The 26,301-nt window shown below is 63.6% G+C and carries 19 protein-coding genes; 12 read left to right on the top strand and 7 right to left on the bottom strand.

The genetic code is table 11. The features are described from left to right. Positions 1-201: 201 nt before the first annotated feature. The 6 genes from K7R21_RS04450 to K7R21_RS04475 form a co-directional block, all read right to left on the bottom strand. A complete protein-coding gene (locus K7R21_RS04450; RefSeq protein ID WP_224982079.1) occupies positions 202-573 on the bottom strand; it encodes a response regulator in 372 nt (123 codons plus the stop codon). A 25-nt stretch (positions 574-598) separates the two neighbouring features. Beyond that, positions 599-1,666 carry a chemotaxis-specific protein-glutamate methyltransferase CheB gene (gene cheB, locus K7R21_RS04455; protein ID WP_224982080.1) on the bottom strand — a complete coding sequence of 356 codons (1,068 nt, stop codon included), beginning with the start codon at positions 1,664-1,666 and terminating at the stop codon, positions 599-601. Between the two features lie 49 nt (positions 1,667-1,715). Then, positions 1,716-3,758: a hybrid sensor histidine kinase/response regulator gene (locus K7R21_RS04460; RefSeq protein WP_224982081.1), complete on the bottom strand. Its 2,043-nt coding sequence runs from the start codon at positions 3,756-3,758 to the stop codon at positions 1,716-1,718. Then, positions 3,759-5,495, bottom strand: a complete 1,737-nt coding sequence (locus K7R21_RS04465) for a methyl-accepting chemotaxis protein (protein WP_224982082.1) — start codon at positions 5,493-5,495, stop codon at positions 3,759-3,761. Between the two features lie 81 nt (positions 5,496-5,576). After that, the gene (locus K7R21_RS04470; RefSeq protein ID WP_224982083.1) at positions 5,577-6,113 is read right to left on the bottom strand and encodes a chemotaxis protein CheW; all 537 of its coding nucleotides are present in this window, start codon (positions 6,111-6,113) and stop codon (positions 5,577-5,579) included. A gap of 29 nt (positions 6,114-6,142) precedes the next feature. Further along, positions 6,143-8,155, bottom strand: a complete 2,013-nt coding sequence (locus K7R21_RS04475) for a CheR family methyltransferase (RefSeq protein WP_224982084.1) — start codon at positions 8,153-8,155, stop codon at positions 6,143-6,145. Between the two features lie 320 nt (positions 8,156-8,475). Between K7R21_RS04475 and wecB the strand changes: the two genes are divergently transcribed. The 5 genes from wecB to K7R21_RS04500 all read left to right on the top strand — a co-directional run bounded on the left by wecB (position 8,476) and on the right by K7R21_RS04500 (position 12,953). After that, on the top strand, positions 8,476-9,570 hold the full coding sequence (wecB, locus tag K7R21_RS04480) for a non-hydrolyzing UDP-N-acetylglucosamine 2-epimerase (protein ID WP_224982085.1): 1,095 nt from the start codon (positions 8,476-8,478) through the stop codon (positions 9,568-9,570). Between the two features lie 74 nt (positions 9,571-9,644). Continuing rightward, positions 9,645-9,821, top strand: a complete 177-nt coding sequence (locus tag K7R21_RS04485) for an FmdB family zinc ribbon protein (RefSeq protein WP_224982086.1) — start codon at positions 9,645-9,647, stop codon at positions 9,819-9,821. A gap of 226 nt (positions 9,822-10,047) precedes the next feature. After that, entirely contained in the window at positions 10,048-10,287 is a 240-nt protein-coding gene (locus K7R21_RS04490) for an RND transporter (RefSeq protein WP_224982087.1), read from the top strand. A gap of 65 nt (positions 10,288-10,352) precedes the next feature. Then, the gene (locus tag K7R21_RS04495) at positions 10,353-12,026 is read left to right on the top strand and encodes an FAD-dependent oxidoreductase (protein ID WP_224982088.1); all 1,674 of its coding nucleotides are present in this window, start codon (positions 10,353-10,355) and stop codon (positions 12,024-12,026) included. A gap of 345 nt (positions 12,027-12,371) precedes the next feature. Beyond that, positions 12,372-12,953, top strand: a complete 582-nt coding sequence (locus K7R21_RS04500) for a M23 family metallopeptidase (protein ID WP_404813625.1) — start codon at positions 12,372-12,374, stop codon at positions 12,951-12,953. A gap of 113 nt (positions 12,954-13,066) precedes the next feature. Here K7R21_RS04500 and K7R21_RS04505 read toward each other — a convergent pair whose 3' ends face one another. Further along, entirely contained in the window at positions 13,067-13,588 is a 522-nt protein-coding gene (locus K7R21_RS04505) for a nitroreductase family protein (protein WP_224982089.1), read from the bottom strand. A gap of 219 nt (positions 13,589-13,807) precedes the next feature. Here K7R21_RS04505 and K7R21_RS04510 point away from each other — a divergent pair, with 219 nt between their 5' ends. The 7 genes from K7R21_RS04510 to rbbA all read left to right on the top strand — a co-directional run bounded on the left by K7R21_RS04510 (position 13,808) and on the right by rbbA (position 26,299). Then, the gene (locus tag K7R21_RS04510) at positions 13,808-14,410 is read left to right on the top strand and encodes a TetR/AcrR family transcriptional regulator (RefSeq protein ID WP_224982090.1); all 603 of its coding nucleotides are present in this window, start codon (positions 13,808-13,810) and stop codon (positions 14,408-14,410) included. A 193-nt stretch (positions 14,411-14,603) separates the two neighbouring features. After that, on the top strand, positions 14,604-15,899 hold the full coding sequence (locus K7R21_RS04515; RefSeq protein WP_224982091.1) for an efflux RND transporter periplasmic adaptor subunit: 1,296 nt from the start codon (positions 14,604-14,606) through the stop codon (positions 15,897-15,899). 80 nt (positions 15,900-15,979) lie between these two features. Continuing rightward, entirely contained in the window at positions 15,980-19,135 is a 3,156-nt protein-coding gene (locus K7R21_RS04520; protein WP_224982092.1) for an efflux RND transporter permease subunit, read from the top strand. Between the two features lies 1 nt (position 19,136). Beyond that, positions 19,137-20,552, top strand: a complete 1,416-nt coding sequence (gene adeC / locus K7R21_RS04525; RefSeq protein WP_224982093.1) for an AdeC/AdeK/OprM family multidrug efflux complex outer membrane factor — start codon at positions 19,137-19,139, stop codon at positions 20,550-20,552. Positions 20,553-20,880: 328 nt separating this feature from the next. Next, on the top strand, positions 20,881-22,452 hold the full coding sequence (locus K7R21_RS04530; protein ID WP_224982094.1) for an efflux transporter outer membrane subunit: 1,572 nt from the start codon (positions 20,881-20,883) through the stop codon (positions 22,450-22,452). Continuing rightward, positions 22,449-23,516 (top strand): HlyD family secretion protein, encoded by a 1,068-nt coding sequence (locus K7R21_RS04535; protein WP_224982095.1) that lies wholly within the window; start codon positions 22,449-22,451, stop codon positions 23,514-23,516. Before K7R21_RS04530 ends, K7R21_RS04535 begins: the two co-directional genes overlap by 4 nt. Beyond that, on the top strand, positions 23,513-26,299 hold the full coding sequence (gene rbbA, locus K7R21_RS04540; protein ID WP_318248322.1) for a ribosome-associated ATPase/putative transporter RbbA: 2,787 nt from the start codon (positions 23,513-23,515) through the stop codon (positions 26,297-26,299). The genes K7R21_RS04535 and rbbA overlap by 4 nt, the downstream gene beginning before the upstream one ends. The last annotated feature ends 2 nt before the right edge of the window (positions 26,300-26,301 follow it).

The following is a 26,301-nucleotide window of genomic DNA, read 5'->3' on the forward strand; positions in this document are numbered from 1 at the left end:
CCAATATCCGTGCCAAGGATGCCGGGAAAAAATCGTTATAAAACGGCTGCTTGTGTGGTAGGTGATTTCGGGGAAGGGCGGCGCCGGGTGTGCGTTTTTTTACACCTGTCCGGCGCCGTCGCGGAAAACATCGGTAAAACGGTGGCTTGTTTGACCGCTGTAAAAAAAGGAACTGTTCGTTTTTTTACAGCGTAGGTTCCTCTATCGGCCCAGCACCTCGCTCACCGCCGTAGTGATCTGCGCCGGCGTGAACGGCTTGAGGATGTAGCCGTTGGCCTTGGCCTCGTCAACCAGTTGGCGCATCTCGGCCTCGTTCTTGGAAGAGAGGAGCAGGATCGGGATGTCCCGGCTCACCTCGTTCTCCTTGAGCAGCTTGGCCTTCTTGTTGCCGTCCAGCATGGGCATCATGATGTCCATGATGATCAGGTCGGGGCGGTCCTTGGAGAAGATGAAGCGGTTGGCCTCGATGCCGTTGGTGGCGGTGAGCACCTGGTAGCCGGCTGAATCAAGGGCGTCCTTGGCCATGGCAAGCACCAGTTCGCTGTCGTCGATGATGAGGATCTTTTCGTTCAAGGCGCGTCTCCTATCTGGTTGTGGTTCACGGCGCGGAGGCACCGGTCGTTGCCGTTTCGTGGCGCTCGGCCACGAAGAGTTTATCCAAGGCGGCGGGAATGAGGTCCAGGGGGACCACCTGGTCCGCCGCGTCTAAGGTTATAGCGGCCTTGGGCATGCCGAATACCGCGCAGGAGGGTTCGTCCTGGACAATGGTGGTGCCGCCTGCTTCCTTGATGTGCAGCATCCCCTGGGCGCCGTCGCGTCCCATCCCGGTCAAGAGCACCGCCACCACCTGGTCGCAGCGCTGCCGGGCCAGAGAGTCGAAGAAGACGTCGATGGAGGGGCGGCAGCAGTTGACCGGGGGGGCGTCGGTGAGCCGGATGATCCCCTCGATCACGGTCAGGTGCCTGCCGTCGGGTGCCACGAGCGCCTCGCCGCTGCGGAAGGGGGCGCCGTCGCGGGCGAGCCGGACCGGCAGAGCGCATTCCCGGTCCAGCCAGTTGGCGAAGCCGGCCGCGAACCCCTGGGCTATGTGCTGCACCACGAATACCGCGGCCGGGAAGTCCGCCGGGAGTGACTTTAAAAGGCGCATCACCGCCTTGGGACCGCCGGTTGAGGCACCGATGGCGAGCAGGTTGTGCCCGCAACCGCCGGGGAGAAGGGGGAACTGCTCTACGGCGCGCAGTTTGCGCCGGGGGTGTCTGATCACCCGGATCCCGGAGAGGAACTGGACCTTCTCCCGCAGTACCGCCGCGAATCCTTCCAGAGTCGCGTCGCCGTCCAGCCTCGGCTTCTCCATGACGTCCAGCGCCCCCCTCTTGATGGCGATGAAGGCGCGGTCCACCTCGCTTGCCTCGACCGCCGCGGAGAGGACCAGCACCGGGGTAGGGCAGACGGCCATGATCTCCTCGATGGCGTCCAGACCGTCCAGTACCGGCATCAGGAGGTCCATGATCACCAGGTCCGGGTGCAGCGCCTGGGTCAGTTGCATCGCCTCCCTGCCGTCGCACGCCTCGCCGACCACGCGTATGTCGCCCCCTGCCTGCAGCATGTCCTTGAGCAACTGGCGTGCAAGCAGGGAGTCGTCGGCCAGCAGTACTCTCGTGGTCATAGTCGTTCCTTCCTTGGCAGCGGCGCGTGCGCGCGCGACCACCGTTTCATCAGCCAATCAGCATTTGCACCGTTTCCAGCAAAAGCCCTTGGTCGAAGGCCCCCTTGACGATGTAGGCCTGGGCGCCGGACTGCAGCGCCTGGCGTTTGTCCTCGTCGCGCGACAGCGAGGAGACGATGATGACTGGGGTTTCCCGGTACTGTTCCGACTCCCTGAGCGCCCGGGTCAGCTCGAACCCGTTGATCCCCGGCATCTCCACGTCGGAAATGACCAGGTCGAACTGTTCGGCGGTGCTCTTCTCCAAGGCGTCCTCGCCGGAGACCGCGGTGGTCACCGCGTACCCTTGGCTCGCCAGGATGCTCTGCTCCATGGTGCGCGTGGTGATGGAGTCGTCCACCACCAGCACCTTGAGGCGGCGCTGGGCCGCCTGCATCTCTTCGGCAGAAAGCGGCGCGCGCTGTACCCCGCGCCCGGACTCGAACAAGTCGGGGACGTTCAGGATCAGGGCCGGGTTGCCATCGCCGAGGATGGTTGCGCCGAACAGGAACCTGACGTTCCTAAACTGCTTGCCCAACCCCTTGACCACGACCTCGCTATAGCCCAGGTGCGCCTCGACGATGCAGGCAATGCGCTGGTCGCAGTGCTTCAGTACCACCGCCGACAGCGGCGCGTCACCGGCCGTGCGGTGCTCGGGGAGCCCGAGCATCCCCGACAGGCTGTACAGCGGCGTGGTTGCTCCGCGCACCTTGATCACCTCGCCGCTGCCCATGGTGTCGATCTCGATGGCGCGCACCTTGACGATCTCCTGCAGGTAGGTGGTAGGGATGGCGAAGGTCTCACCGCTGCATGCGACGATCAGGGCGTCCAGGACAGAAAGGGTGAGCGGGAGCTGCAGTGTGACCTGGGTGAAGCTCCCGGGCTCGCTGGAGAGGGTGACGCTCCCCTTGACCCGCTCGATGTTCTTCTTGACCACGTCCATGCCGACCCCGCGCCCCGAGATATCGGTGACGATCTCGGCGGTGGAGAAGCCGGGCCGGAAGGTGAGGTAGAGCGCCTCTTCGTCGCTGATGGCGTCTGCCTCGCGCTGGTCGAGCACGCCGCGGGCGACCGCGGCCGCCTTTATTGAAGTGGGGTTCATGCCGCGACCGTCGTCGCGCACCTCCACCAGCACCGAATTGCCCTGGTGACGGGCCGACAAAAGCACCGTGCCGCGGCGCTGCTTGCCGGCGGCGGTGCGCACCTCGGGCGCCTCGATACCGTGGCTGAGCGCGTTGGTCAACAGGTGGATCAGGATCGGCTTGAGCCCCTCCAGGAGCACCCGGTCCATCTCGATGGCCTGCCCGACGATCTGGAACTGCACCTCGCGCCCCAACTGCTGGGCCAGGTCCCGGACCAGGCGCTCCAGGCCGTCGGAGATGGTCCGCAGCGGTAGCATGCGCAGCCCCATCGCCTTGCCGTGCAGCTCCTGGATCAGGTAGTCGAGGTAGAGGACGTCCTCCTCGAGATCGCGGCGGAAGGAGGCCAGCTCGGCGGCGTGCGGGTCGGGAAGGGCGTAGCCGATTTCCTTGAGGCGCTCCAGCTTCGCCTCTAGGCGCTTCTTGTTGATGATCAGCTCTCCCACCAGGTTCACCAGGTGGTCCAGGGTCTTCACGTCGGCCCGCACCGTGTCCGCGAGGGTTTCGGGCTGGGCCTCCTTGGGTTCGGCGCTCAGGTGTTGCCCCAGCTCCCCCCGCTCGTACTCCGCAACGAAACGCTCCACGTCCAGCTCGGGCGTGGTGCCGCGCATCAGGGCCGAGGTGATCAGCGCCACCGCATCGGCGCCGCGCAGCAGGAGGTCTATGGCCTGCGCGTCCACCGTGCGCTCGCCGCGCTCCATCCCCTTTAACTGCTCCTCCATGGTGTGGGTGATGGCGCTGATGTCAGCGAGTCCCACCATGCGCGCCGACCCCTTCAGGGTGTGCGCGTTGCGCAAGAGCTCGTGCAAAAGGTCGGTCCGGGCCGGGTTCTTCTCCAGCACCAGGAGGCCGCTTTGCAGCGAGGCCAGGTGCTCCTCCGCCTCGCGGCAGAAGATCTCCAGGTAACGGTTTGCCATCTAGGCCTCTTCCTCGGTGATCTCCTTGAGGCGTTCGGCCAGTTCCAGGATCTCGGCGATGGCCTTCTCGGTCTCGTGTGCCGAGAGTGCCACCTGCTGCGCCACATCACGCACCTCGGACATGGTCTCCGCCATCTGTTCGCAGGCCGAGGTCTGCTGCTGGGTGGAGAGGGTGATCTCCTTGGCGGTGCGGGCCGTTTCGTGGGCGGTGGACATGATGGAGGCAAAGGAGAACTGCACCTTGTCCACCAGCTGCGAAGCGGCGTCGACGGCCTTGGTCCCTTCCTCGGTGACCATGATGGTGTTGTTGGTGGCGCGCTGGATCTCGCCTATGAGCCCCTTGATCTGGCGGGTCGCCTCCACGGTACGGTCGGCGAGCCGCTTCACTTCCTGGGCCACGATGGCGAAGCGCTTGCCCGCCTCGCCGGCGCCGGCAGCCTCGATGGCGGCGTTCAGTGCCAGGAGGTTGGTCTGGTCACTGATTTCGTCGATGATCTCCACGATCCCGCCGATCTTCTGGCTGTTGTCGCCCAGCTCCAGCATGCTCTTGGCGATGCTCTGCACCTGGCTTCTGACCTGACCCATACCCTCGATGGCGTTGGTGACGTCCTCGCGCCCGTTGTTGCAGTTCCTGGTGGTGTCCTCGGCGACTGCCTCGACGCTCTTGGAGTTGCCGGTGATCATCTTGGCGGTGATGGCAATCTCCTCGCTGGTGGTGGTCACCTCCTGGACCGCGCTCGCCTGCTGGGTCGAGCCGGAGGCTTGCTGGGCGCTGATGGCCATCATCTCGTTGGCTGCGCTGGAAAGCTGGATCACCGCCTCCTTCACCGAGGCGATCAGGCGCCCGGAGCGGCCGATCTCGTCTTTCAGGTCCCGGACGATGACCGTGGTCATCACGTTGAAAGCCTCGGCCAGTTCGCCGATCTCGTCGTTACTCTCCACCGGGATGGTCTCGTCCAGATCGCCGCCCGTGATCTTGTGCGCCTTCTCGGTCAGCTTACGCAGGGGCTGCACCGCGCGGCTCACCACCACCAGGATAGTGATGCTGGCGACGAGCAGCATGACCGCCATGCTCCCCACGATCTGGTTCCTGAGCTCGGCCCCTTTCTGCTCGGTCTTCACCATGGAGAAGCCGATCCGGAATGAGCCCCAGTGCTTCCCTTTTACGTAGACCGGGGCGGAGAGGTCCCACATGGTCTCGCCGGTGTCACGCTGGTAGACCTGCTTCAGTATCGGCTCCGTGTTTTTCGCCGCTGCGAGCCCCACCGGGTCGTTGAACATGCGCTTGGTGCGGTTGTTGAGCTTGTCCTTGTCGCGGTCGCCGGTAAGGGGGGCGGAGTACTTGGTGTTATGGGTCGGGATGTAGCCGTTTTTATCGGTGAGGACAGCGAAGACGATCTGGTCGTCCTTCAGGAACTCGTCCTCGAGCGCCTGCACCGACTGATCGGTAAAGCGGTCGAACTGGGTGTGGAACTTCTGTGGTTCCGTGTTCGGGATAGGGACGTAGTGCTCGTCGAAGAGCTGCTCCTGGGTCAGGGTGCCGTTGGCCACCGCCTCCTCGAGGATCCGTTCCATGGAGCGGGCGCCGGTCTGCGCCAGGATGCGCCCCTTGGAGAGGAGTTCCTCCTCCATGTTGGCGCGCCGCGAACGGACGAAGTAGACCGAGAAGGCAGTCATGATGACCACCATGACCATGATGAGGACGCTGACGATCTTTACCGATAGCTTGTTGGACATGTCATAACCCCAAGTTCAAAGTAAATTGCAGATGGTAATGGTTGTGTGCTGGTAAAAGTCCCCGTGGCGAGAGGGGGCGCCTCAGGCCTCGCCCGCGAGCAACTCGGGGTCAGCCAGGAGCGTCTCCATGTCGATCAGGATCACCTTGCCGTCCTCGACGTTGAAGTGTCCCCTGAGAAACTGCGCCTTGATGCCGCTCCCCGCGGCGATCGGCTCGAAGTTTTCGAAGGAGAGCCCTTGGACGCCGTGCGCTGCCTCGGCAAGGATACCGGTGGCGAAATTCTCCCCCCGCACCACCAGGATCCTCCCGGTCGCGCCGATCTCGGGCTGGGGCAGCCCCAGCATGGGGCGGATGTCGATTGCGGCCGTTATCTCGCCGCGCAGGTTGAAGATGCCCCTGATCAAGCTTTGCACGGCCGGAACCCGCACCAGCTTGGGGACCCGGATCACCTCAGAGGCGTAATGAGTCTCGAATGCGTAGCGCTTCCCTCCCAGGGTGAACACCAGGCACTCCAGCATCTCCTTCGCCTCGCTCTCCTCCTCGGCGAGCGCCTGCCAGTATTCTTCCCGCATCTGGGTCAGGATAGTGCGGATGTCGTAGCTGTTGTCGTCTCCCATTCAAATCCCTCTCATGGCGTCAGCGGCGGTCAGGCCACCCGCGCCAGCGTGTTCTGCAGCTGCAGCATGCACACCGCCCGGGTGAGTCCCCCTGAGAAGGGGACCGTCTCGTGGTCGCCGCAGCGCGACAGGATCCTGATGCTGTTCCTGATCTCGCGCGTCCCCTCGGCGATGCGCCCCTGGCGCAGGTGCAGCCGCCCCATGTGGAAGCGCGGCATGATGAAGTCGTGGTCCAGAAGGAGTGCTTTGCGGTACTCACGGGCAGCTTCGTCCAGCCGGTCTGCTGCGTCCAGGAGCACCCCTTTCAGGAAGTACCCCTCCGGCAGGAGGTCGTTCAGGGCGAGAACCCGTTCGCTGGTGGCAAACGCCTGCTCGAGCGCACCTTTGCCGGCCAGGATGAACCCCTTGAGCACCAGCGCCTCAGGGTGGTCCGGGGCGGCCTGCAGTACCAGTTCCAGGACCTCCAAGGCGGGGTCGAACTCCTCCCGGTCGAACAGTTCACGCGCCGCCCGCAACAGGTCGTCGCCGTTCGCCGGCGCCTGCTGGGCAGCCTCGTCCCGGGCCGAAGGCTCTGCTGGCGACGGTTCTCCCCCGCTCTCTCCGGAAGAGGGCAGAGGAAAGGGAAGTGCCGGTTCACTCTCTCGCCCTCCGGGAGAGGGTCGGGGTGAGGGGAGCGCCGGATCATCGGTACCCTCAGTCCCATGCGGCTCGCTTTCCTCCTGCCACGGCTTGTGTTCGCTGAGCCACGCCGCCGCCAGGCGGAGCTGCTCCTCGGTGAGTCCATCGTCGTCCTCCCCCTGCGCCGGCGTGGGGAGTGGACAGGTTGCGCCCGCTGCAGCGGCACTACCGCTTTTAACGTAATAAAAGCTGCGCTCCTTGCGCCGCAACTCGAGCTCCAGGCCCCGCTGCAGCAGGGTCTCTGAGTGACCGAGAAAGAGCAGTCCCGAGGGTTTAAGCGCCCGCGTGAAACGCTCCAGCATGCCGGCGGCGGTTTCCGGGGTGAAGTAGATCAGTACGTTGCGGCAGAAGATGGCGTCCAAGTCGTGCAGTTCGTCGCAGACCGGCTCCCGGCATGGGACGGAGAGGTTCAGGTGCGAGAACTGCACCAGCTGCTTCACTTCGTCCCTGATCAGGAAGCTTTCGCCGACCCGCCTGAAGTAGCGCGCCGACTGCTCCGTGGTGGTGATCCTCATGGACCAGGGGGAGTAGACTCCCTCGCGCGCCCTTTTCAGGGAGCGGTTGTTGATGTCGGTGGCAATGATCGTGATGTCGCGCTGCCGCCAGTCCGGGAGCACCTCCATGAGTGCCATGGCGATGGAGTAGGGCTCTTCCCCGGTTGAGCACCCGGCCGACCAGATCCGGATCGGGGCGGAAGAGCCGGCAAGCCCGGTGAAGCGTTCCTTGAGCACCTCGAAGTGAGCGGGGTAGCGGTAGAAGTAGGTTTCGCCGACGGTCAGAAACTGCAACAGCTTCTGCAGTTCGTGTCGGTCCTCGCCGTGCTCCTTGAGGTACTGCAGGTACTCCTTGAAATCGGTCAGCCGCAGCGCTGCCATCCGCTTGAGCAGTCCCCGCGTCAGGGCCGGCTGGTTGCGCCGGTCGAAGTGCAGCCCACTGTGGGAGAGGATGTGCCGGGAGAACGAGGCGGCCAGGCGCGCGTCGAGCTCCTGGTCCTGGGGCGGGACCGCCTTTCTCAGCGCCACCGCGGCGACGTCGTCCAGCAAGCGCTTCACGTCCAGTGGCTTGCCGATGAAGTCGAAAACCTGCAGGAGCTCCGCTTCCAGCCTCAGGCACTCCGAGATGACGATGACCGGAACCGAGCGTGGGCCCGACGGCGTCTGAACCCGGTGCTCGATGGCGAGGGGGGCGATCTTGGACGCCTCCACGGCGAGAATGATCAAATCCGGTTTCTGCCGCCTGATGGCTGGAAAAGCTTCCTTTTCCAGGGCAACGCTATGGGTGACGTGCCCGGCGCGCTGCAGCAGCTCACCGAGGAAGGTGGTTAAAGATTCGTTGTCGCTGATGATGAGAATTTGAAGTGGCAAGCGGCTGTCCCTCTTCCTGCATATCTTGGTAACAGGCTCTAGGTATGGTGGTGGTAAAGCCTGTGTACATCAAAATAAAACGATCTGGTAAAAGGTAATCAGCCGAAATCACATAAATACTAGTGCTTTAATGTTGACAGGTCAACTAAAATTAATTTCACATAAAATAATGTTTTGATGGTTTTGTGGTTGTTAGTGCCCTTGGTTATTTGCAATCACTGGTGTCAATGTTAAAAACTTACAATATTGTTTGTACCTCAATACAACCCTGACGGCGGCGTCGCGGCATTTGCGCCCGGGCTGCCGAAGACGAGGAAACCATGAACATTTTGCTGGTAGCCGGTGCCAGACCCAATTTTATGAAGATCGCTCCCATCTACCGTGCCTCGCTCGCCTGCCGGTCTGTGCGCTGCAGCATCGTACACACCGGCCAACACTACGACCAGGAGATGTCCGGCACCTTTTTCCAGGAGCTGGAGATCCCGCAACCCGGCTACTCGCTCAACGCTGGTTCCGGCAGCCATGCCGCCCAGACCGCCACCGTAATGGTCGCCTTCGAAGAAGTCTGCCTGAAGGAGCGCCCCGACCTGGTCCTCGTGGTCGGCGACGTCAACTCGACTTTGGCCTGTTCCATCGTCGCCAAGAAGTGCGGCATCGAGGTGGCCCACGTGGAGGCAGGGCTGCGCAGCTTCGATCTCGCCATGCCCGAGGAGATCAACCGGATGGTGACCGACGCCATCTCGGACCACTTCTTCGTTACCGAGGAGAGCGCGGTCGACAACCTGCTCCGGGAGGGGAAGCCCGCGGAAAGGATCCACGCGGTGGGGCACGTGATGGTCGACAACCTGCTGCACCAGGTCGACTGCCTAGCGCGCCAGGACCAGTCTCAGCTAAGCGGCTACCCCCTTAAGGAAAAGGCGCGTCCCTACCTGTTTCTCACCCTGCACCGTCCCTCCAACGTTGACTGCCGCGAGACCTTCTCGGGGATCGCCCAGGCCCTGAACCAACTCTCCCTGAGCCGGACCATCTTCTTCCCGGTGCATCCGCGCACCGCCAAGATGATGCGGGAGCACGGTGTTCACCTTTCCGACAAGGTGGTCCTCCTGCCGCCGCTAGGGTACCGCGAGGCGCTGTTCCTCTGGAAAGATGCCGAGGCGGTGTTGACCGACAGCGGTGGCCTCCAGGAAGAAACCACCGCCCTGGGCGTTCCCTGCGTCACCATCAGGGAGAACACAGAGCGTCCCATCACGGTCGAGATCGGCAGCAACGTGCTGGCAGGGACCTCTCTGGAGGGGATATTGGCCGGCCTGGAACAGAGTCTCGCCAAGAAGAACACGGCACGAATCCCGCCGCTTTGGGACGGGCGGGCTTCAGAGCGGATCTGGAAAGTGCTGACCCAACGGGAGGAAACGTGATCATCCCTTGACATGCAATTATAGCGTCTATAGTATATGCGAAAGTTTGTATATAAAGAATAAGGAGAGCTGCGATGCCAATTTTCGAGTACGTTTGCAAAGAGTGCGGTACCCGTTTCGAGAAGTTGCACAAAGGGAGTACGACGGATGAGTGCAACTGCCCGGCCTGCGGTTCCGCCGCGGTGAACAAGGCTATGTCCACGTTCGCGGCGGGGAGCGCATCGGAAACGAAGTGCCACAGCGGCGGCTGAAGGTTCTAACCGGTCGCCCAGTTGGGCGCAGCATGAACATCGAGAAGAGGGAGCCCAGGCGGCTCCCTTTTTTTGTCCGTTTCCCCGCGCTAGAAACAGATCGCGCGGAGTCATGCTGTAAACGAAGGAATTAGCTTGACATGCGAAAAGTCGAATGTGTATTGTGCCGTTGCGATGCTTATCGCGGTGGGCCGCGCCCGGCGCGGAGACGATTGGGGAGGAGCATGTGGCCACGTTGAAACTGCCGGGATACGGCACCCTGGTTCCGATCGCCGTGCTCCTTGGCTGCGCCCCTTTCGTCCCGGAACCGCACCTGGTGGAGAAGATGAGGATGCTCCTGTCGGGCACCCTGGTGCGCCCTTTGGATATTTTCGACCTGTTCTGGCACGCCTGGCCCATCGTGCTGTTGGCCTGGCGGGTGATGACGGATTTTCGTGAAAGGGGGCGCGCCCGCATCGGGTCGTGATGCGGAATGAGGCCCTAGCCGCCGTGCTGCTATGCCGGACCTGCAGCCGATAGTTGGAGGAGTAGATGAAAAAGAAGATAGTGGTGATAGGCGCTAATGCCGCCGGTGCAAAGGCGGCAGCCAAGGCGCGGCGCATCGATCCCCGGGCCGACATCGTCGTGCTCGATCGCGGCAACTTCATATCGTACGGCGCCTGCGGCATCCCGTACTTTCTTTCCGACACTGTCAAGGAACTCAAGGAGTTGATGAGTACCCCGGTCGGGGTGGTGCGCGATCAGAACTTCTTCAGCAAGGTCAAGGGTGTTGCGGTGCGCACTAATTCCGAGGTGACCGGCATCGACCGGCAACGCAAGGTGATCCGCCTGCGCGAGGGGGAGGGCGCCGAGACCGAGCTTCCCTACGACAAGCTGGTGCTTGCCACCGGCAGTTCTCCCGTGGTTCCTCCCATCGACAATGTCTCCTTGGACAACGTCTTTACCGTCAAGTCCATCGAGGATGCCGAACTGCTGAAGGAAAGGGCCGTTCCCGGCGCCACCGCCTGCATCATCGGCGCGGGGCTGATCGGCCTGGAAACCGCGGAAGCGCTGCAGGGCAAGGGGATGCGGGTGACCCTGGTCGAGATGCGGGACCAACTCCTGCCCGGTGTGCTCGACCCCGAGGTTGCGGCGGTGGTGGAGAAGCAGGTGAAGCTGCAGGGCGTTACCGTGTTTACCGGCTGTGCTGTTACCGGTCTGGCCGGCGACGGTCAGGTACGGCAGGTGATCGCCGGGGGGCAGGAGATAGCTGCCGACCTGGTAGTGCTCGCACCCGGGGTGAAGCCGAACGTGGCCCTGGCCCGGGAGGCCGGGCTTGCCATCGGCGTAACCGGCGCCATCGCCGTTGACGAGCGGCAGGCGACGAGCGACCCCGACATCTACGCCTGCGGCGACTGCTGCGAAGCGACCCACCTGGTCACCGGCAACAAGGTGTTCGTCCCGTTGGGGAGCACCGCCAATAAGCAGGGGCGGGTTGCCGGGATCAACGCGGCCGGCGGGGCGGCAACTTTTGCCGGCGTCATCGGCACCAGCATCCTCAAGGTGTTCAACGTCAACGCCGGGAAGACGGGTCTCACCGAGAACGAGGCCCGCGCACAAGGCTTCGACGTGGAGACGGTGCTCTCACCGGCGCCGGACCGTGCCCATTTTTACCCGGGTGCCAAGCCGATCCTGCTCAAGTTGGTTGCCGAGCGCGGCACCGGTCGGTTCCTCGGGCTGCAGGCGGCGGGGGAGGGGGCCGTGGACAAGCGGCTCGATGCGGCCGCGGCTGCGATCACCTTCCGGGCTAGCGTGGAACAGCTGTCCCAACTGGACCTGGCCTACGCTCCCCCGTACAGCGCGGCTATGGACAACCTCATCGTCGCCGCCGACATCATGAAGAACAAGCTTGCCGGCCACGCCCGCGGCATTTCGGCGCGGGAGGTGAAAAGGAAGCTGGATGAGGGTGACGACTTCATCCTGCTGGATGTCCGCTCCCCCGCCGAGCATGGCGAAATCGGCATCGCCGGGGCGAAGCTGATCCCGCTGGGAGCTCTGCGCGAGCGGTTGGAAGAACTCCCCAGGGACAAGGAGATCGTCGCCTTCTGCAAGATCAGCCTCAGGGGGTACGAGGCCCAGAAGATCCTCGATGCTGCCGGCTTTGCCAACGTGAAGTTCATGGACGGCGGCATCATGGCCTGGCCATACCGCTTCCGGGACCAATGATCGACTAGCCCTGCCACCGTGACCACAACGGGGACCGCCTGACCGCGGTCCCTTTTCTTTTTGCTGCCGCTCCGGAAAGGCCGCATCTTTTTCGGTTTCCGGCCAGATCTCCATTTACTCCCCCTCTCCCTCCGAGAGAGGGTCGGGGTGAGAGCGGGGGTGAGGCTGTTGCGGAATATTCTTCAGACACAGCGAATATTCTCCACCGTCTGTGCCCGCTCGGGGAGTTCTCCCGGCGGAGAACATCGCGAAACCAGCCGGTTAGCTTGGAACGTCGCAACGGGCACGCAACTTGATACTGGCTCCTTGTTTTCAGCAGCGCATCTTCTTCGATCGGTACCACGAGTGACACGCTACCTTCTCTTCATCTTGGCCATCCTGCTCTGCGGCGCACCGCTTCCAGTACTGGCCGCAGGTCCCCTCCCGGTCGACGGCGTGGTGACCTCGGGTATCGGTTGGCGGCTCGATCCCTTCGGGAGCGGCAAGCTCGCCTTTCACCGCGGCGTCGACATCGCCGTCCCGACCGGCACTCCGGTACGGGCCACGCGGCCAGGGAAGGTGACTTTCGCCGGCGACCGCCGCGGCTACGGCGCGACGGTGATCGTGGAACACGACAACGGGGACCGCACCCTGTATGGGCACAACTCCCGGGTGAACGTACATTCTGGAGAACTGGTCGAGGCGGGGGCGGTGCTGGCCTTCTCCGGCAACAGCGGCAGGTCTACCGGGCCGCACGTCCACTACGAGCAGATCCCCGGCGGCCGGCCGGTGGCGGTGGAGAGCGGGGATGTACCCGAGGTCGCGGCGGCCGAGCAGTCACAGCCTCACGGCATGAGCGCGGAGACGCGCCGGATGCTGGAACAGAGGCTCGACGAGTCTTTGGGATCCCTGCTGCAAAACATCAGGTCCACTATAAACGGCAGCTAAACGGTGTTATTGGCACACCCCTGTTAAACCTCCTCCGGGGTGTGCCTTTTTTTCGCCTGGCTGCACAGCATACAAGAAAGGCCCGCTCCCTCTTTGGGGGCGGGCCTTTTCTTTCAAGACCAGCGATTGCGCTTAACCTTTTCGCGCTGCAGCTTATCGGCGGGGAGGGGCCGTGGCCGCTCCGCCGGATGGCCGATGCCGATGATGCACTCCACCTTGACCTGTTCCGGGAGCCCCAGCAGTTCCTGCACGTGCCGCTCGGCGCTCTTCTGCGCGTCGTGTTTGCGCTCGCGGATCTGCGCCCAGCAGCTCCCCAGCCCCAGCGAGAGCGCCGTGCACTGGATCAGGATGGCGGCGATGGAGCAGTCTTCGACCCAGACGTCGGACTTGGTGCTGTCGGCACAGACGGCGATTGCAAGCGGGGCACGCGCCACGAACTCGGAACCGTGCTGCTTGGCCGCCGCCAGTTGCTGGAGCAGTGCGGGGTCGTCCACGACGATGAATTCCCACGGGTTGAGGCTGCGCGAGGCGGGTGCTCTCAGGGCTGCTTCGATCAGTGTCTCGACGGCCTCGGCGGATACCGGCTCATCGGTGAATTTTCGTATGCTCCGGCGTTTGCGTAATAGTTCTATCATGGCTTTCCCTTCTGAGTGAGGTGGTCGGTTTGGTTGTAACAGAAGGGCAAATCTACTCTAAATCCCTTTCCCAGTCAAACCCGCCCTGGTGACTGCTGCACACCGCCTGATACCTCATCTTTACCTGTTTTTAATCGTTTTTACCGTTTTGACTGATTGACAGCACGAAAGGAGGGGAATATAAAGGAATGAACGGTCATTCCGCAAAAGGGGAAGAAGATGGAAAAAGCAGAAAAGTGTGACAAGTCGGACAAGTGTGCCGAAAAGCGTGAAGCTATCATCCAGGCTGCCTTGGAGTTGGTGGCCGAGCAGGGCTTCCACGGCGCCCCGATGGCGATGATTGCCGAGAAGGCAGGCGTTGGCGCCGGGACCATCTACCGCTACTTCGAGAACAAGGACGACCTGATCCGCTGGATCTATAAGAACGTGGAAGAGAGGTTCGTCGAGGTGATGATGCAGGGGTACCCCGAGCAGGGACCGGTGCGCGAGCGCCTGGTGCACATCGGGACAGCGCTGGTGCGCCACCTGATCAGCGAGCCGCTGCAGCTACGTTTCGTCGAGCAGTTCCACAACTCCCCCTACGGCGTGGATCACCGGCGCGAGAAGATATTCGGCCAGGGAAGAAAGGACGTCATCAGCGAACTATTCCACGAGGCGGTGGAGCAGCAGATCTTTAAGCCGCTGGAGCTGGCCATCCTGTTCTCGCTCTTTTTCGGTCCTTTGGTCGATATCTGTCGCGACCACATCCTGGGCTTCATCAAGCTCGATGATGCGCTGATCGAGCAGGTGGTTGGCGCCTGCTGGGACGCGCTGCGTCGCTAGTGTTGACTGATTGTTCATTCCTTATGTAGCGAGAGGTTTTTCCGATGCTCATGAAACTTTGTCTGATCCTGTGCGCCCTGACCTGGGGCGGCATCGTCTTACTAGTTACCTTTAAACGCAAATAACCGGGCGGGCAGCGAAGCGCCGCTTGCATTCTTTTTAACGGCAGCAACCAACCAAACGAGGTGTTTTCATGCAGATCAAGTACCGGGCACATTTGTTATCCGTCGTTGTAGTTCTGAGCGGCTCCCTGCTTCTCGCCGGGTGCGGCAAGAAACAGCAGCAGGCCGGCCCGCCCATGGGGCCTCCCGAGGTGGGCGTCATCGAGGTTAAGCCGCAGCGCGTTGCCCTGACCACCGAGCTCCCGGGACGCACGTCTCCCTTCCTGATTGCCGAGGTCCGTCCCCAGGTGAGCGGCATCATCCTGAAGCGGGTCTTCACCGAGGGAAGCGACGTCAAGGCAGGCCAGGTGCTGTACCAGATCGACCCCGCGACCTACCAGGCCGCCTACGCTAGTGCCAAGGCCAGCGAGGCGCGTGCCGAAGCCAACGTTCTTCCCGCCAAGCTGAAGGAGGAGCGCTTCCGCGAACTGGTCAAGATCAACGCGGTCAGCAAGCAGGACTACGACGCCGCCTACGCCGCGCTGAAGCAGGCCGAGGCCGACGTCGCTTCCGCGAAGGCCGCCGTCGAGACGGCGCGGATCAACCTGGCTTACACCAAGGTAGTCGCCCCCATCTCCGGTCGCATCGGACGCTCCACCGTCACCGACGGCGCGCTGGTAACGGCGAGCCAGGCCACCGCCCTGGCGACCATTCAGCAGCTCTCCACCATGTATGTCGACGTGACCCAGTCCAGCTCCGACATGCTGAAGCTGAACCGTAGCCTCGCCACCGGTCTCTTGAAGCGGGACCAGGCCGGCCAGGCCCGCGTCAAGCTTCTGCTCGAGGACGGCACCCCGTACCCGGTGACCGGCTCGCTCAAGTTCTCCGACGTGACCGTGGACCAGAGCACTGGCTCCATCATCGTGCGCGCCGTGTTCCCGAACCCGAAGCAGACCCTGCTCCCCGGCATGTTTGTGCGCGCCGTCCTTGAGGAGGGGATCAACGAGGCGGCGATCCTGATCCCGCAGCGTGGCGTGACCCGCAACGCGGCAGGCCAGGCCATCGTCATGGTGGCTGGCCCCGATAGCAAGGTCGAGCCGAGGCCGATCCAGGTTGCGCGCACCGTGGGTGATGCCTGGCTGGTCAGCTCCGGTTTGAAGCCGGGGGAGAAGGTGATCCTGGAGGGGCTGCAGAAGGCGCGTCCCGGCACCCAGGTGAAGGTGGTGCCGTTCCAGTCCCCCGAAGGTCAGGGCGGCCCCGGCGGTGCACCCGGCCAGGGGGGGCAGGGCGCGGCAGGGCAGGGCGGCCAAGGTGCCCCTGGCGCCAAACCGGCAGCACCGGGCGCCCCGGCAGCACCCGCAGCCCCGGCACAACCCCAGAAGAAGTAATCGGCGAACCTCCACAGGCGCACACAGCAGACGGCACGTAGAACGTAGAACGTCGCCTTTAGATTTAAGGAGCTTATTCCATGTCCAGGTTTTTCATAAACAGACCCATTTTCGCCTGGGTCATCGCCATCGGGGTCATGCTGGCCGGCCTCTTGGCCATGAAGTCGCTGCCGGTCTCCCAGTACCCGCCCATCGCTCCGCCGCAGATCTCGATCAACGCGATGTACCCCGGCGCCTCCGCGCAGACGGTGCAGGACACGGTCACCCAGGTGATCGAGCAGAAGATGAACGGTATCGACAACCTGCTCTACATGTCCTCCACCAGCGATTCCGCCGGCGCGGTCTCCATCAACCTGACCTTCAGGGCCGGGACCGACCCGAACATCGCCCAGGTCCAGGTGCAGAACAAGCTGCAGCTTGCCACGCCGCTTCTGCCGCAGGTGGTTCAGAAGCAGGGCATCCAGGTGGTCAAGTCCACCCGTAACTTCCTGATGATCGTCGGCATCGTCTCCGAGGACGGCAGCCTGAACCGCTACCAGCTGACCGACTACATGGTGTCCAACGTCCAGGACATCGTGAGCCGCATCGAGGGCGTGGGCGAGGTGACCGTGTTCGGTTCCCAGAACGCGATGCGCATCTGGATGAACCCCGACAAGCTGAACAACTACAAGCTGACCCCCAACGACGTCACCAACGCGCTGCAGGCGCAGAACGCGCAGGTTTCCGCCGGCCAGTTCGGCGGCATGCCGGCCATGCAGGGGCAGCAGCTGAACGCCACCATCACGGCCCGCACCCTCTTGCAGACCCCCGAGCAGTTCCAGGAGATCGTGCTGCGCACGAACCCCGACGGCTCCACGGTGAAGCTCAGGGACGTCGCCAAGATCGACATCGGCACCGAGAACTACGACACTCTCGCCCGCTACAAGGGGAAACCGGTTGCCGCCATGGCGCTCAGGCTCGCCGCGGGCGCCAACGCGCTCGACACCGCCGACCGCGTCAAGACCAAGATGATCGAGCTGGAGAAGTTCTTCCCGGCCGGCGCCAAGGTCGTCTACCCGTATGACACCACCCCGTTCGTCAAGATCTCGATGGAAGAGGTGGTCAAGACCCTGATGGAGGCGGTCTGCCTGGTCTTCATCATCATGTTCCTGTTCCTGCAGAACATCCGCGCCACCCTGATCCCGACCATCGCGGTCCCGGTCGTTCTTTTGGGTACCCTGGGCGTGCTCTTCGCGGCGGGCTTCTCCATCAATACCCTGACCATGTTCGCACTGGTCATCGTCATCGGCCTGCTGGTCGACGATGCCATCGTTGTCGTTGAGAACGTTGAAAGGATCATGACCGAGGAGGGGCTCTCGCCACACGACGCGACGGTGAAGTCCATGGGGCAGATCACCTCGGCCCTGTGGGGTATCGCCACCGTGCTTTCGGCCGTCTTCATTCCGATGGCGTTTTTCGGCGGCTCCACCGGCGTCATCTACCGCCAGTTCTCGATAACCATCGTTTCCGCCATGATCCTGTCGGTCATGACCGCACAGATCCTTACCCCGGCGCTCTGCGCCACGCTCCTCAAACCAGTGGTGAAGGGCCATGAGGCCTGCGAGTCCGGGTGGTACTGCGGCTTTTTCCGCTGGTTCAACAGGATGTTCGACAAGGCGCGTCACAAGTACGAGTCCATCGTCGGCAACTCCTTCGGCAAACCGCTGCGCTACCTCGTCTTCTACGGCTGCCTGGTTGGCGCGATGGTCTTCTTCTTCCTGCGCCTCCCCACCGCGTTCCTCCCCGACGAGGACCAGGGCTTCATCGTCTGCCAGATCCAGCTTCCGGCCGGCGCAACCCAGGAGCGCACCATCAAGATGCTCGAGAAGGTCGAGAAGCACTTCCTGGAGAACGAGAAGAAATCGGTCGACTCGCTCATAACCGTGGCGGGCTTCAGCTTCGCCGGCCGCGGCCAGAACATGGGCCTCGCTTTCGTGAAACTGAAAGACTGGAAGCTGCGTCCCACCCCGGACCTCAAGGCTCCGGCGGTCGCCGGCCGTGCCATGGGCGCTTTCTCCAAGTTCCGTGACGGCATGGCCTTCGCCTTCTCGCCCCCGGCGGTGGTTGAGCTCGGCCAGGCCAACGGCTTTGACTTCCAGCTGCAGGACCGCGGCGGCCTCGGCCACCAGGCGCTCATGGACGCCAGGAACCAGCTCCTGGGCATGGCCATGCAGAACAAGAAGCTCATGGCGGTGCGCCCCAACGGACAGGACGACACCCCGCAGTTCAAGCTGAATATCGACGATGTGCGCGCCGGTGCACTCGGCGTGTCGCTCGCCGACATCAACAACACCCTGGGCACCGCCTGGGGCTCATCCTACGTAAACGACTTCCTGCAAAACGGCAGGGTCAAGAAGGTGTACCTGCAGGCCGATGCGACCTACCGCATGGTTCCGGAAGACATCAACAAGTGGTACGTGAGAAACGACAAGGGCGAGATGGTTCCCTTCTCCGCCTTCGCCACCGCCAAGTGGGAGCACGCCTCCCCGCGCCTGGAGCGCTACAACGGCATCCCGAGCGTAGAGATCATGGGCAACGCAGCCAAGGGGATTTCCACCGGCGAGGCGATGGCCGAGATGGAGGCCATGGCCGCCAAGCTGCCGCCGGGGATCGCCTACGAGTGGACTGGTCTCTCCTACGAGGAGAAGAATGCCGGCAAGCAGGCCCCGGCCCTCTACGCCATCTCGCTGCTGGTCGTCTTCCTTGCCGTCGCGGCCCTGTACGAGAGCTGGAGCATCCCGTTCGTCAACCTGCTCATGCTGCCGCTGGGCCTGGTCGGTGCGGTCACCGCGGTAACGCTCAGGGTGCTCCCCAACGACATCTACCTGCAGATCGGTCTTCTGACCACGGTGGGCTTGTCGACTAAGAACGCGATCCTGATCATCCAGTTCATCAAGGACCAACTGCATCAAGGGCACGAACTGGTCGAGGCGACGCTCACCGCCGTCAAGATCAGGCTCCGTCCGGTTATCATGACCTCGCTGGCCTTTTTCTTCGGCACCCTGCCGCTCGCTCTCACCAAGGGGGCGGGTGCGGGCGCCCAGAACGCCATCGGCACCGCGGTGACCGGCGGCCTGTTGTCGGCCACCTTCATCGACCTTATCTTCATCCCGTTCTTCTTCGTCATGGTGACGAAGATGTTCTCCAAGAAGCACGGATCGGCCAAGAAAGCCGCTGCCGCTGCGGAGGTGCACTAGCATGACACGCACGATAGCCAGACCGCTCGCCCTGGCCGCCTTCCTGTTCCTGGGAGGGTGCGCCTCGATGGCACCCAAATACACCCAGCCGGCGCCCCCGGTCCCCACTTCCTGGCCTGCTGGCCCCGCCTATAAGGCCGAACCGGCGGCACAGAAGCCGCTGGCTGAGATCCCCTGGCAGGAGTTCTTCGTCGAGCCGCAGATGCAGAAGCTGATCACGCTCGCCCTGGACAACAACCGCGACCTCAAGGTGGCGGTATTGAACATGGACCGCTACCGTGCCATGTACCAGATCAGGCGCGCCGACCTCCTTCCCACGGTCACCGGCGACGGCGGATTTTCCGTAAAGAAAACTGCTGATGACCTGGCTCAGAACGGCAACGGCGGTGTCGGACACTCCTACAACGTCTCGGTCGGCATCAGTTCCTACGAGCTCGACCTGTTCGGCAGGATCAGGAGCCTGAAAGACCAGGCCCTAGAGCAGTACCTGGCCACCGAGCAGGCAAGGCGCAGCGTGCAGATCACCCTGGTCTCCCAGGTAGCCAACGCGTACCTGACCCTGGGGTCCGACCTGGAGCGCCTGCAACTTGCCAAGGACACCCTGGCCAACCAGCAGGAGTCCTACCGGCTCAGTAAGAGCCGTTTCGAGGCGGGCGTTTCTTCCGCACTGGACCTGCAACAGGCGCAGACCAGCGTCGACTCCGCCCGGGTGGACATCGCCCGCTATACCACTTTGGTGGCCCAGGATCTGAACGCCCTGGTCCTGGTGGTCGGTTCCGACGTCCCGCAGGATCTCCTGCCCAAGTCGCTGACCGAGGCTCTGACCGCGGTCAAGGACGTGGCGCCGGGGCTTCCCTCGGACGTGCTCCTCTCCCGTCCGGACATCCTGCAGGCCGAGTACAACCTGAAAGGGGCCAATGCCAATATCGGTGCGGCGCGCGCCGCCTTCTTCCCGCGCATTGCCCTGACCACCAGCGTGGGCTTTGGCAGTGACCAGCTTTCCGGTCTGTTCAAGGGAGGCAACCTGGCCTGGAGCTTCGCGCCCAGCATCTCGGTGCCGATTTTCGAGGGGGGGCGCAACAAGGCCAACCTCGACGTGGCCCAGGTGGACCGCGACATAGCCGTGGCGCAGTATGAGAAAGCGATCCAGATCGCGTTCCGCGAGGTGGCGGACGCGCTGGCCCAGCGCGGCACCATCGACGAGCAGGTTGCGGCGCAGCAGTCCCTTACCGGCGCCACCGCCGAGACCTTCCGTCTCTCCCAGGCCCGCTACCAGACCGGTGTCGACAGCTACCTCAACGTTCTGGACGCGCAGCGTTCGCTTTACGCGGCCCAGCAGAACCTGATCAGCACCCGCCTCGCCCGACTGAACAACATGGTCACCCTGTACAAGGTACTGGGAGGCGGCAGCAAGTAAGGCAGAACACAGCCCCGGGCCGGTACCGGCCCGGGGCAGCAGTACCGCGCAGGGGGGCGAACCGTGTCGAACTCCCTGTGGCTGAAAGGAGCCTCGTTGTCCAGAACACGCATAACTCTCTATTGCATAATTGCCCTGGTCGGTTTACTCACAGCGTACTACCTTCTGGCACCGGAGCCTCATCCTGACTGGCCGATAAATCTGGTCCACTTTCTTTTCAAACACTAGATTGGGTTTATAGTTTTCTATGAGTACTTCTTGGGCCCTAGAGTCTGTGAGGTGCTCGCTGGAGCTTGTGAAGAATTCCTTGTGACTGAGGAGCGTATTCATGGCACAGAAGTCGGAAGACGACGACCCCCTGGAATCCCAGCCCTCCTGTCGGCCGGGGGGCTCTACGCGGCCGGTTCCCCTGGTGCCGGAAGCGCCGTTAATCACCCGTTCCCGTTTTTCTCCACTGCTTTTGTTCTGGCTGGCCCTTGTCCTGTGCGGCTGCTCGCTGCAACCTGCCTACCAGCGCCCAGCGCTGCCAGTCCCGCAGCACTATCCTGAAGCGGGGAGCGGCAACGGGACAGCCACATCCCTTCCCGGCTGGACCGCCTTCTTTGCTGATCACGAACTAAAGAACCTGATCTCGCAAGCCCTGGAACACAACCGGGACCTTGCCGTTGCCCGCCGCAAGATCGAAGAGGCTCGCGCCATCTACGGTATCCGCAGCGCCGACCTCCTCCCGGGCATCTCTGCCGGCGCCCAGGCGGAGCGTTCCCGCACCCCCGCTGATCTCTCCGTTACCGGGCACCCTATGACGGCCAATGTTTTTGACGCCGGCCTTTTCCTTGCCAGCTGGGAACTCGACTTCTGGGGGAGGGTCAGGAGCCTCAAAGACGCGGCTCTCGAGTCGTATCTCGCCAGCGTGGAGGCCAGGCGGGCGGTCCAGGTGAGCCTGGTGGCGCAGCTCGCCCAGGGCTATCTTGTGGAGCGGGAACTCTGCGAACGGGTCTCCCTGGCCCAGGCCACCATCACAAGCCGCGACGAATCCTTCCGCATAGCCAGGCGCCGCTTCGAGGTCGGCTCCGCGTCGAAACTGGACGCGGTGCAGGCGGAGACTCTGCTGAACCAGGCCAAGGCAGACCTTTCCGCGTTGATGCGGTTGCGCGCACTCAACCTGAACGCGCTGGCCCTCCTCGTGGGGGGGGACGTTACCCTCGTGCCGCTCTCCTTGAGCGCGGTAGAGCCGGACTTTTTAGCGCCGGTTCACCCCGGGCTCCCCTCCGAACTGCTCCTGAACCGTCCTGATGTGATGGCAGCCGAACACGACCTGAAGGCCGCCAACGCCGCCATAGGTGCGGCACGCGCCGCCTTTTTCCCCGCCATCGCCCTGACCGGCAGTTTCGGCACGGCAAGCAGCGAGCTTTCCGGGCTCTTTGCTGACGGAAGCGGCGCCTGGAGTTTTGTCCCGGCCATATCCCTTCCCGTCTTCCAGGGGGGGCGCAACGTGGCGAACCTGGAACTTGCCAGGGCCAGGGAGCGGGAGACAGTTGCCGGGTACGAGCGCGTGGTGCAGCGGGCTTTCCGCGAGGTGGCGGACGCGCTGGCGCAACGGCGCTGGTTGGCAGAGCAGGTGGAGGCGCAGCGAGCTACGCTCGCTGCGCAGACCGAGCGCACCCGGTTGGCCAGGCTCCGTTACGACACCGGGGCCGCCACCTACCTCGAGGTGCTCGATGCGGAAAGGGACCGGTTTGTCGCCCAGCAGGCACTGGTGCAGACCAGGCGAGCCCTGCTCTCGGCCGGGGTCGAGCTTTACGCAGCGCTGGGAGGAGGGGCTGCTGCGGACGGCGTATCTGAAGAAGGTGCAACCGGTTCGGGGGACGGGGGACTACGGAAAGGGGAGGCCAAGCCATGAAAGGCCTTGGTAACAGGAGGATCCTCATCGCGGCAGTGGTGGTGCTGTTGCTGCTCGCCCTGATCCTGTGGCAGCGGTTCGGTGGTCGTAACGCCGACGAGGGGATCGTCAGCGGCAACGGGCGTATCGAAGCGGTAGAGATCGACGTCGGTCCCAAAAGCCCTGGGCGCGTGCAGGAGATCTTGGTCCGCGAAGGGGATTACGTCAGAAGCGGCGAGACCGTGGCGCTCATGGACACCGAGGTACTCAAGGCGCAGCACCGGGAGGCCCAGGCCCAGCTCTTCAAGGCACAGAACGCGGTGCTTACCTCGAAGAGCGAGATGACCCAGCGCGCCAGCGAGAGGGTTGCTACCCAAGCGGTCGTGGCGCAGCGGGAGGCGGAACTGGCGCTGGCCGGTAAGAGGGTGACTCGCTCCTCCACGCTTGCAGCCGAAGGGGCCACCTCTCAGCAGGAGGCCGATGACGATCTCGCACGCCTGGCGAGTGCCAGGGCGTCGACGGCAGCGGCGCGCGCCCAGGAGGCTGCCGCCGAGGCGGCCGTGGCAACTGCGCGACAGAAAGTGCTGGGTGAGGTCTCCAACGTGGCGGCGGTGGGCGCCACCGTGCAGCGCATTGAGGCCGATCTGAAAGATGCCGCGCTCAAGTCGCCGCGCGACGGTCGGGTGCAGTACCGCGTGGCCCAGCCCGGGGAGGTGGTGGCTGCGGGTGGGCGAGTGCTGAGCCTGGTGGATTTGAGCGACGTCTACATGACCTTCTTCCTGCCGACGGCTGCGGCGGGGAGGGTGGCTCTTGGCACCGAGGTCCGCCTCGTGCTCGACGCCGCGCCCCGGTACGTCATTCCTGCACGTGTCTCCTTCATCTCCGACGTGGCCCAGTTCACCCCCAAAACGGTGGAAACCGCGAGCGAGCGGGAGAAGCTCATGTTCAGGGTGAGGGCCCAGCTCCCGGTGGAGCTCCTTAAAAAACACATTGCCCAGGTGAAGACCGGCCTGCCCGGCATGGCTTACGTTCGGCTGGACGAGAAACGCCCCTGGCCGGCCCACCTGCAGAAGGTGGTCCGGTGACCCCGCATGCTCCAGGAGATGGGTGCGGGACAAGCGGCTGCGCCGCTTGGTTGGACCGGGTAACGCTGCGCTACGGCAGGACTGTCGCCCTCGATGACGTCAGCCTTGCCCTGCCGGCAGGAGGTATGGTTGGGGCCATCGGTCCGGACGGGGTCGGCAAGTCCACCCTCTTTTCGCTGGTGGCCGGTTCGCGGCGGCTACAGGAAGGAAGGGTGGAGGTCCTCGGTGGCAGCATGTCCGACCCCGCCCATAGAAGACAGGTCTGCCCGCGTATCGCGTACATGCCCCAAGGGCTGGGGCGCAACCTCTACCCGACCCTGTCGGTCTTCGAGAACGTGGATTTCTTTGCCCGGCTCTTCGGCCACGGCCGCGCCGAGCGAGAACGCCGCATCGCTGAGCTGTTGGCCGCCACGGGCCTCGCCCCCTTTGCCGGCAGGCCTGCTGGCAAGCTCTCCGGGGGGATGAAGCAAAAGCTCGGGCTATGCTGCGCGCTGATTCACGACCCCGATCTGCTCATTCTGGATGAACCGACCACGGGCGTCGACCCTCTGTCGCGGCGCCAGTTTTGGGAACTGATCGGGCGCATCCGCAGCCGGCAAAGCGGCATGACGGTCCTGGTCGCCACCGCCTACATGGAGGAGGCTGCCCGGTTCGACTGGCTGGTGGCGCTGAACGCCGGGAAGGTGCTAGCGACCGGCACGCCCGGGCAGTTGCTGGAGCAGACCTTCAGCCGCACCCTGGAGGAGGCCTTCATCGCGCTCCTCCCTCCGGCGCAGCGCGCTGGGTACCGTCCGGTCGTCATTCCGGAAAGGGAAGGGGAACTCGCTGCCGAAACGGCCATAGAGGCGTCCGGCCTCACCATGCGCTTTGGGGATTTCACCGCGGTCGACCGGGTAAGCTTCCGAATCGGGAAGGGGGAGATCTTCGGATTCCTCGGCTCCAACGGCTGCGGCAAGACCACCACCATGAAGATGCTTACCGGGCTTCTGCCCGCCAGCGAAGGGGAGGCAAGCCTGTTCGGGCGCCCGGTCGACCCCGGCGACCTCGACACGCGGCGTCGGGTCGGCTACATGACCCAGTCCTTTTCCCTCTACACCGAACTTACCGTATGCCAGAACCTCGTGCTCCACGCACGCCTTTTCAGACTCCCTGAGTCGGCGATCGCTCCCCGCGTCGCCGAGATGGCGCGGCGTTTCGGGCTGGAGGAGGTAATGGATGTCCTGCCCGATGCGCTTCCGCTTGGCGTGCGCCAGCGGCTTTCCCTTGCCGTCGCCATGATCCACGGACCTGAACTGCTCATCCTCGACGAACCGACCTCCGGGGTGGACCCGGTGGCGCGGGACGGCTTTTGGCAGATCATGGTCGACCTGGCCCGCCGCGACCAAGTCACCATCTTCATTTCCACCCACTTCATGAACGAAGCGGAACGCTGCGACCGGATATCCCTCATGCACGCTGGTCGTGTGCTGGTGAGCGACGCCCCGGCACGGCTGGTACGGGAGAGAGGAGCCGCAACCCTGGAAGAGGCCTTCATCGGCTACTTGGAGGATGCCTGCGCGGAGCCCGCCGCGCAGGAGGGCGCCTTTGCCGCAGAAGGACCGCAAGAGACCTTTGCCGCGGGTAATTGCAGTGATGTCGGAACTGCGGCGGAGCGCAGCTTCAGCCTGCGCCGCCTTTTCAGTTATGCTCACCGCGAAGCGCTGGAACTTGCCCGCGACCCGGTCCGCCTCTGTCTTGCGCTGCTGGGCTGCGTCATCCTGATGTTCGTGATGGGTTACGGCATCACCATGGACGTCGAGGACCTGACCTTCGCCGTTTTGGATCGCGACCAGAGCGTCCTGAGCCGCGATTACACACTCAACCTGGCCGGCTCGCGCTATTTCAAGGAGCGTCCCCCGCTTGCCGACTATGCGGAGTTGGACCGCCGTATGCGCGCGAACGACATCTCTCTGGCCATCGAGATACCAGCCGGGTTCGGCCGCGATCTCGAGCACGGCAGGCCCGTCTCGGTCGGGGCCTGGATCGACGGCGCCATGCCCTCCCGCGCCGAGACCGTGCGCGGCTACGTCCAGGGGATGCACGCCCAGTGGCTCACCACCCTGGCACGGCAGCGCATGACTGCTCCGCCGGCGCTTGCAGCAGCCAGCATCCAGACCCGCTATCGCTACAATCCTGACGTAAAGAGCCTCCCCGCCATGGTCCCCGCCGTCATCCCGCTGCTACTCATGATGATCCCTGCCATCGTCACCGCCCTCTCTGTGGTGCGCGAGAAGGAACTCGGCTCTATCGTCAACCTCTACGTTACCCCAGTGACCAGGATCGAGTTTCTGCTTGGCAAGCAGCTCCCTTACCTGGTCCTCTCCATGGTGAGCTTTCTGCTTCTTACCCTCCAAGCGGTCTTCATCTTCCGGGTCCCCCTCAAGGGGAGCCTCGCCGCCCTCTGTCTTGGCGGCTTTCTGTACGTGGGTGCCGCTACCGGACTCGGCCTGGTCATCTCCACCTTCATGAAGAGCCAGATTGCCGCCCTTTTCGGCACGGCACTTTTGACCATCCTTCCCGCCGTCGAGTTTTGCGGCATGCTGGAGCCGGTCCGCTCGCTGGAAGGGGTAGGTGCCATAATCGGTCGAATCTATCCGACTACCTATTTTCTGCTGATCGCCCGGGGAACCTTCGGGAAGTGGCTCGGGTTCGAAGAACTGAAACTGTTCTTTCTTCCCCTTGCCCTGGCGGCCCCGCTGCTCCTTTTGCTGGGGGCGGCCATGCTTAAGAAGCAGGAATCCTGACC

Source organism: Geomonas agri (assembly GCF_020179605.1).
GTDB classification, from domain to species: domain Bacteria; phylum Desulfobacterota; class Desulfuromonadia; order Geobacterales; family Geobacteraceae; genus Geomonas; species Geomonas agri.

What these genes read in the sequence shown, in the direction of transcription:
- cheB (WP_224982080.1), bottom strand. Translation starts at nt 1,666, where the DNA reads ATGACCACGAGAGTACTGCTGGCCGACGACTCCCTGCTTGCACGCCAG.
- K7R21_RS04460 (WP_224982081.1), bottom strand. Translation starts at nt 3,758, where the DNA reads ATGGCAAACCGTTACCTGGAGATCTTCTGCCGCGAGGCGGAGGAGCAC.
- K7R21_RS04465 (WP_224982082.1), bottom strand. Translation starts at nt 5,495, where the DNA reads ATGTCCAACAAGCTATCGGTAAAGATCGTCAGCGTCCTCATCATGGTC.
- K7R21_RS04470 (WP_224982083.1), bottom strand. Translation starts at nt 6,113, where the DNA reads ATGGGAGACGACAACAGCTACGACATCCGCACTATCCTGACCCAGATG.
- wecB (WP_224982085.1), top strand. Translation starts at nt 8,476, where the DNA reads ATGAACATTTTGCTGGTAGCCGGTGCCAGACCCAATTTTATGAAGATC.
- K7R21_RS04485 (WP_224982086.1), top strand. Translation starts at nt 9,645, where the DNA reads ATGCCAATTTTCGAGTACGTTTGCAAAGAGTGCGGTACCCGTTTCGAG.
- K7R21_RS04495 (WP_224982088.1), top strand. Translation starts at nt 10,353, where the DNA reads ATGAAAAAGAAGATAGTGGTGATAGGCGCTAATGCCGCCGGTGCAAAG.
- K7R21_RS04505 (WP_224982089.1), bottom strand. Translation starts at nt 13,588, where the DNA reads ATGATAGAACTATTACGCAAACGCCGGAGCATACGAAAATTCACCGAT.
- K7R21_RS04510 (WP_224982090.1), top strand. Translation starts at nt 13,808, where the DNA reads ATGGAAAAAGCAGAAAAGTGTGACAAGTCGGACAAGTGTGCCGAAAAG.
- K7R21_RS04515 (WP_224982091.1), top strand. Translation starts at nt 14,604, where the DNA reads ATGCAGATCAAGTACCGGGCACATTTGTTATCCGTCGTTGTAGTTCTG.
- K7R21_RS04520 (WP_224982092.1), top strand. Translation starts at nt 15,980, where the DNA reads ATGTCCAGGTTTTTCATAAACAGACCCATTTTCGCCTGGGTCATCGCC.
- adeC (WP_224982093.1), top strand. Translation starts at nt 19,137, where the DNA reads ATGACACGCACGATAGCCAGACCGCTCGCCCTGGCCGCCTTCCTGTTC.
- K7R21_RS04530 (WP_224982094.1), top strand. Translation starts at nt 20,881, where the DNA reads ATGGCACAGAAGTCGGAAGACGACGACCCCCTGGAATCCCAGCCCTCC.
- K7R21_RS04535 (WP_224982095.1), top strand. Translation starts at nt 22,449, where the DNA reads ATGAAAGGCCTTGGTAACAGGAGGATCCTCATCGCGGCAGTGGTGGTG.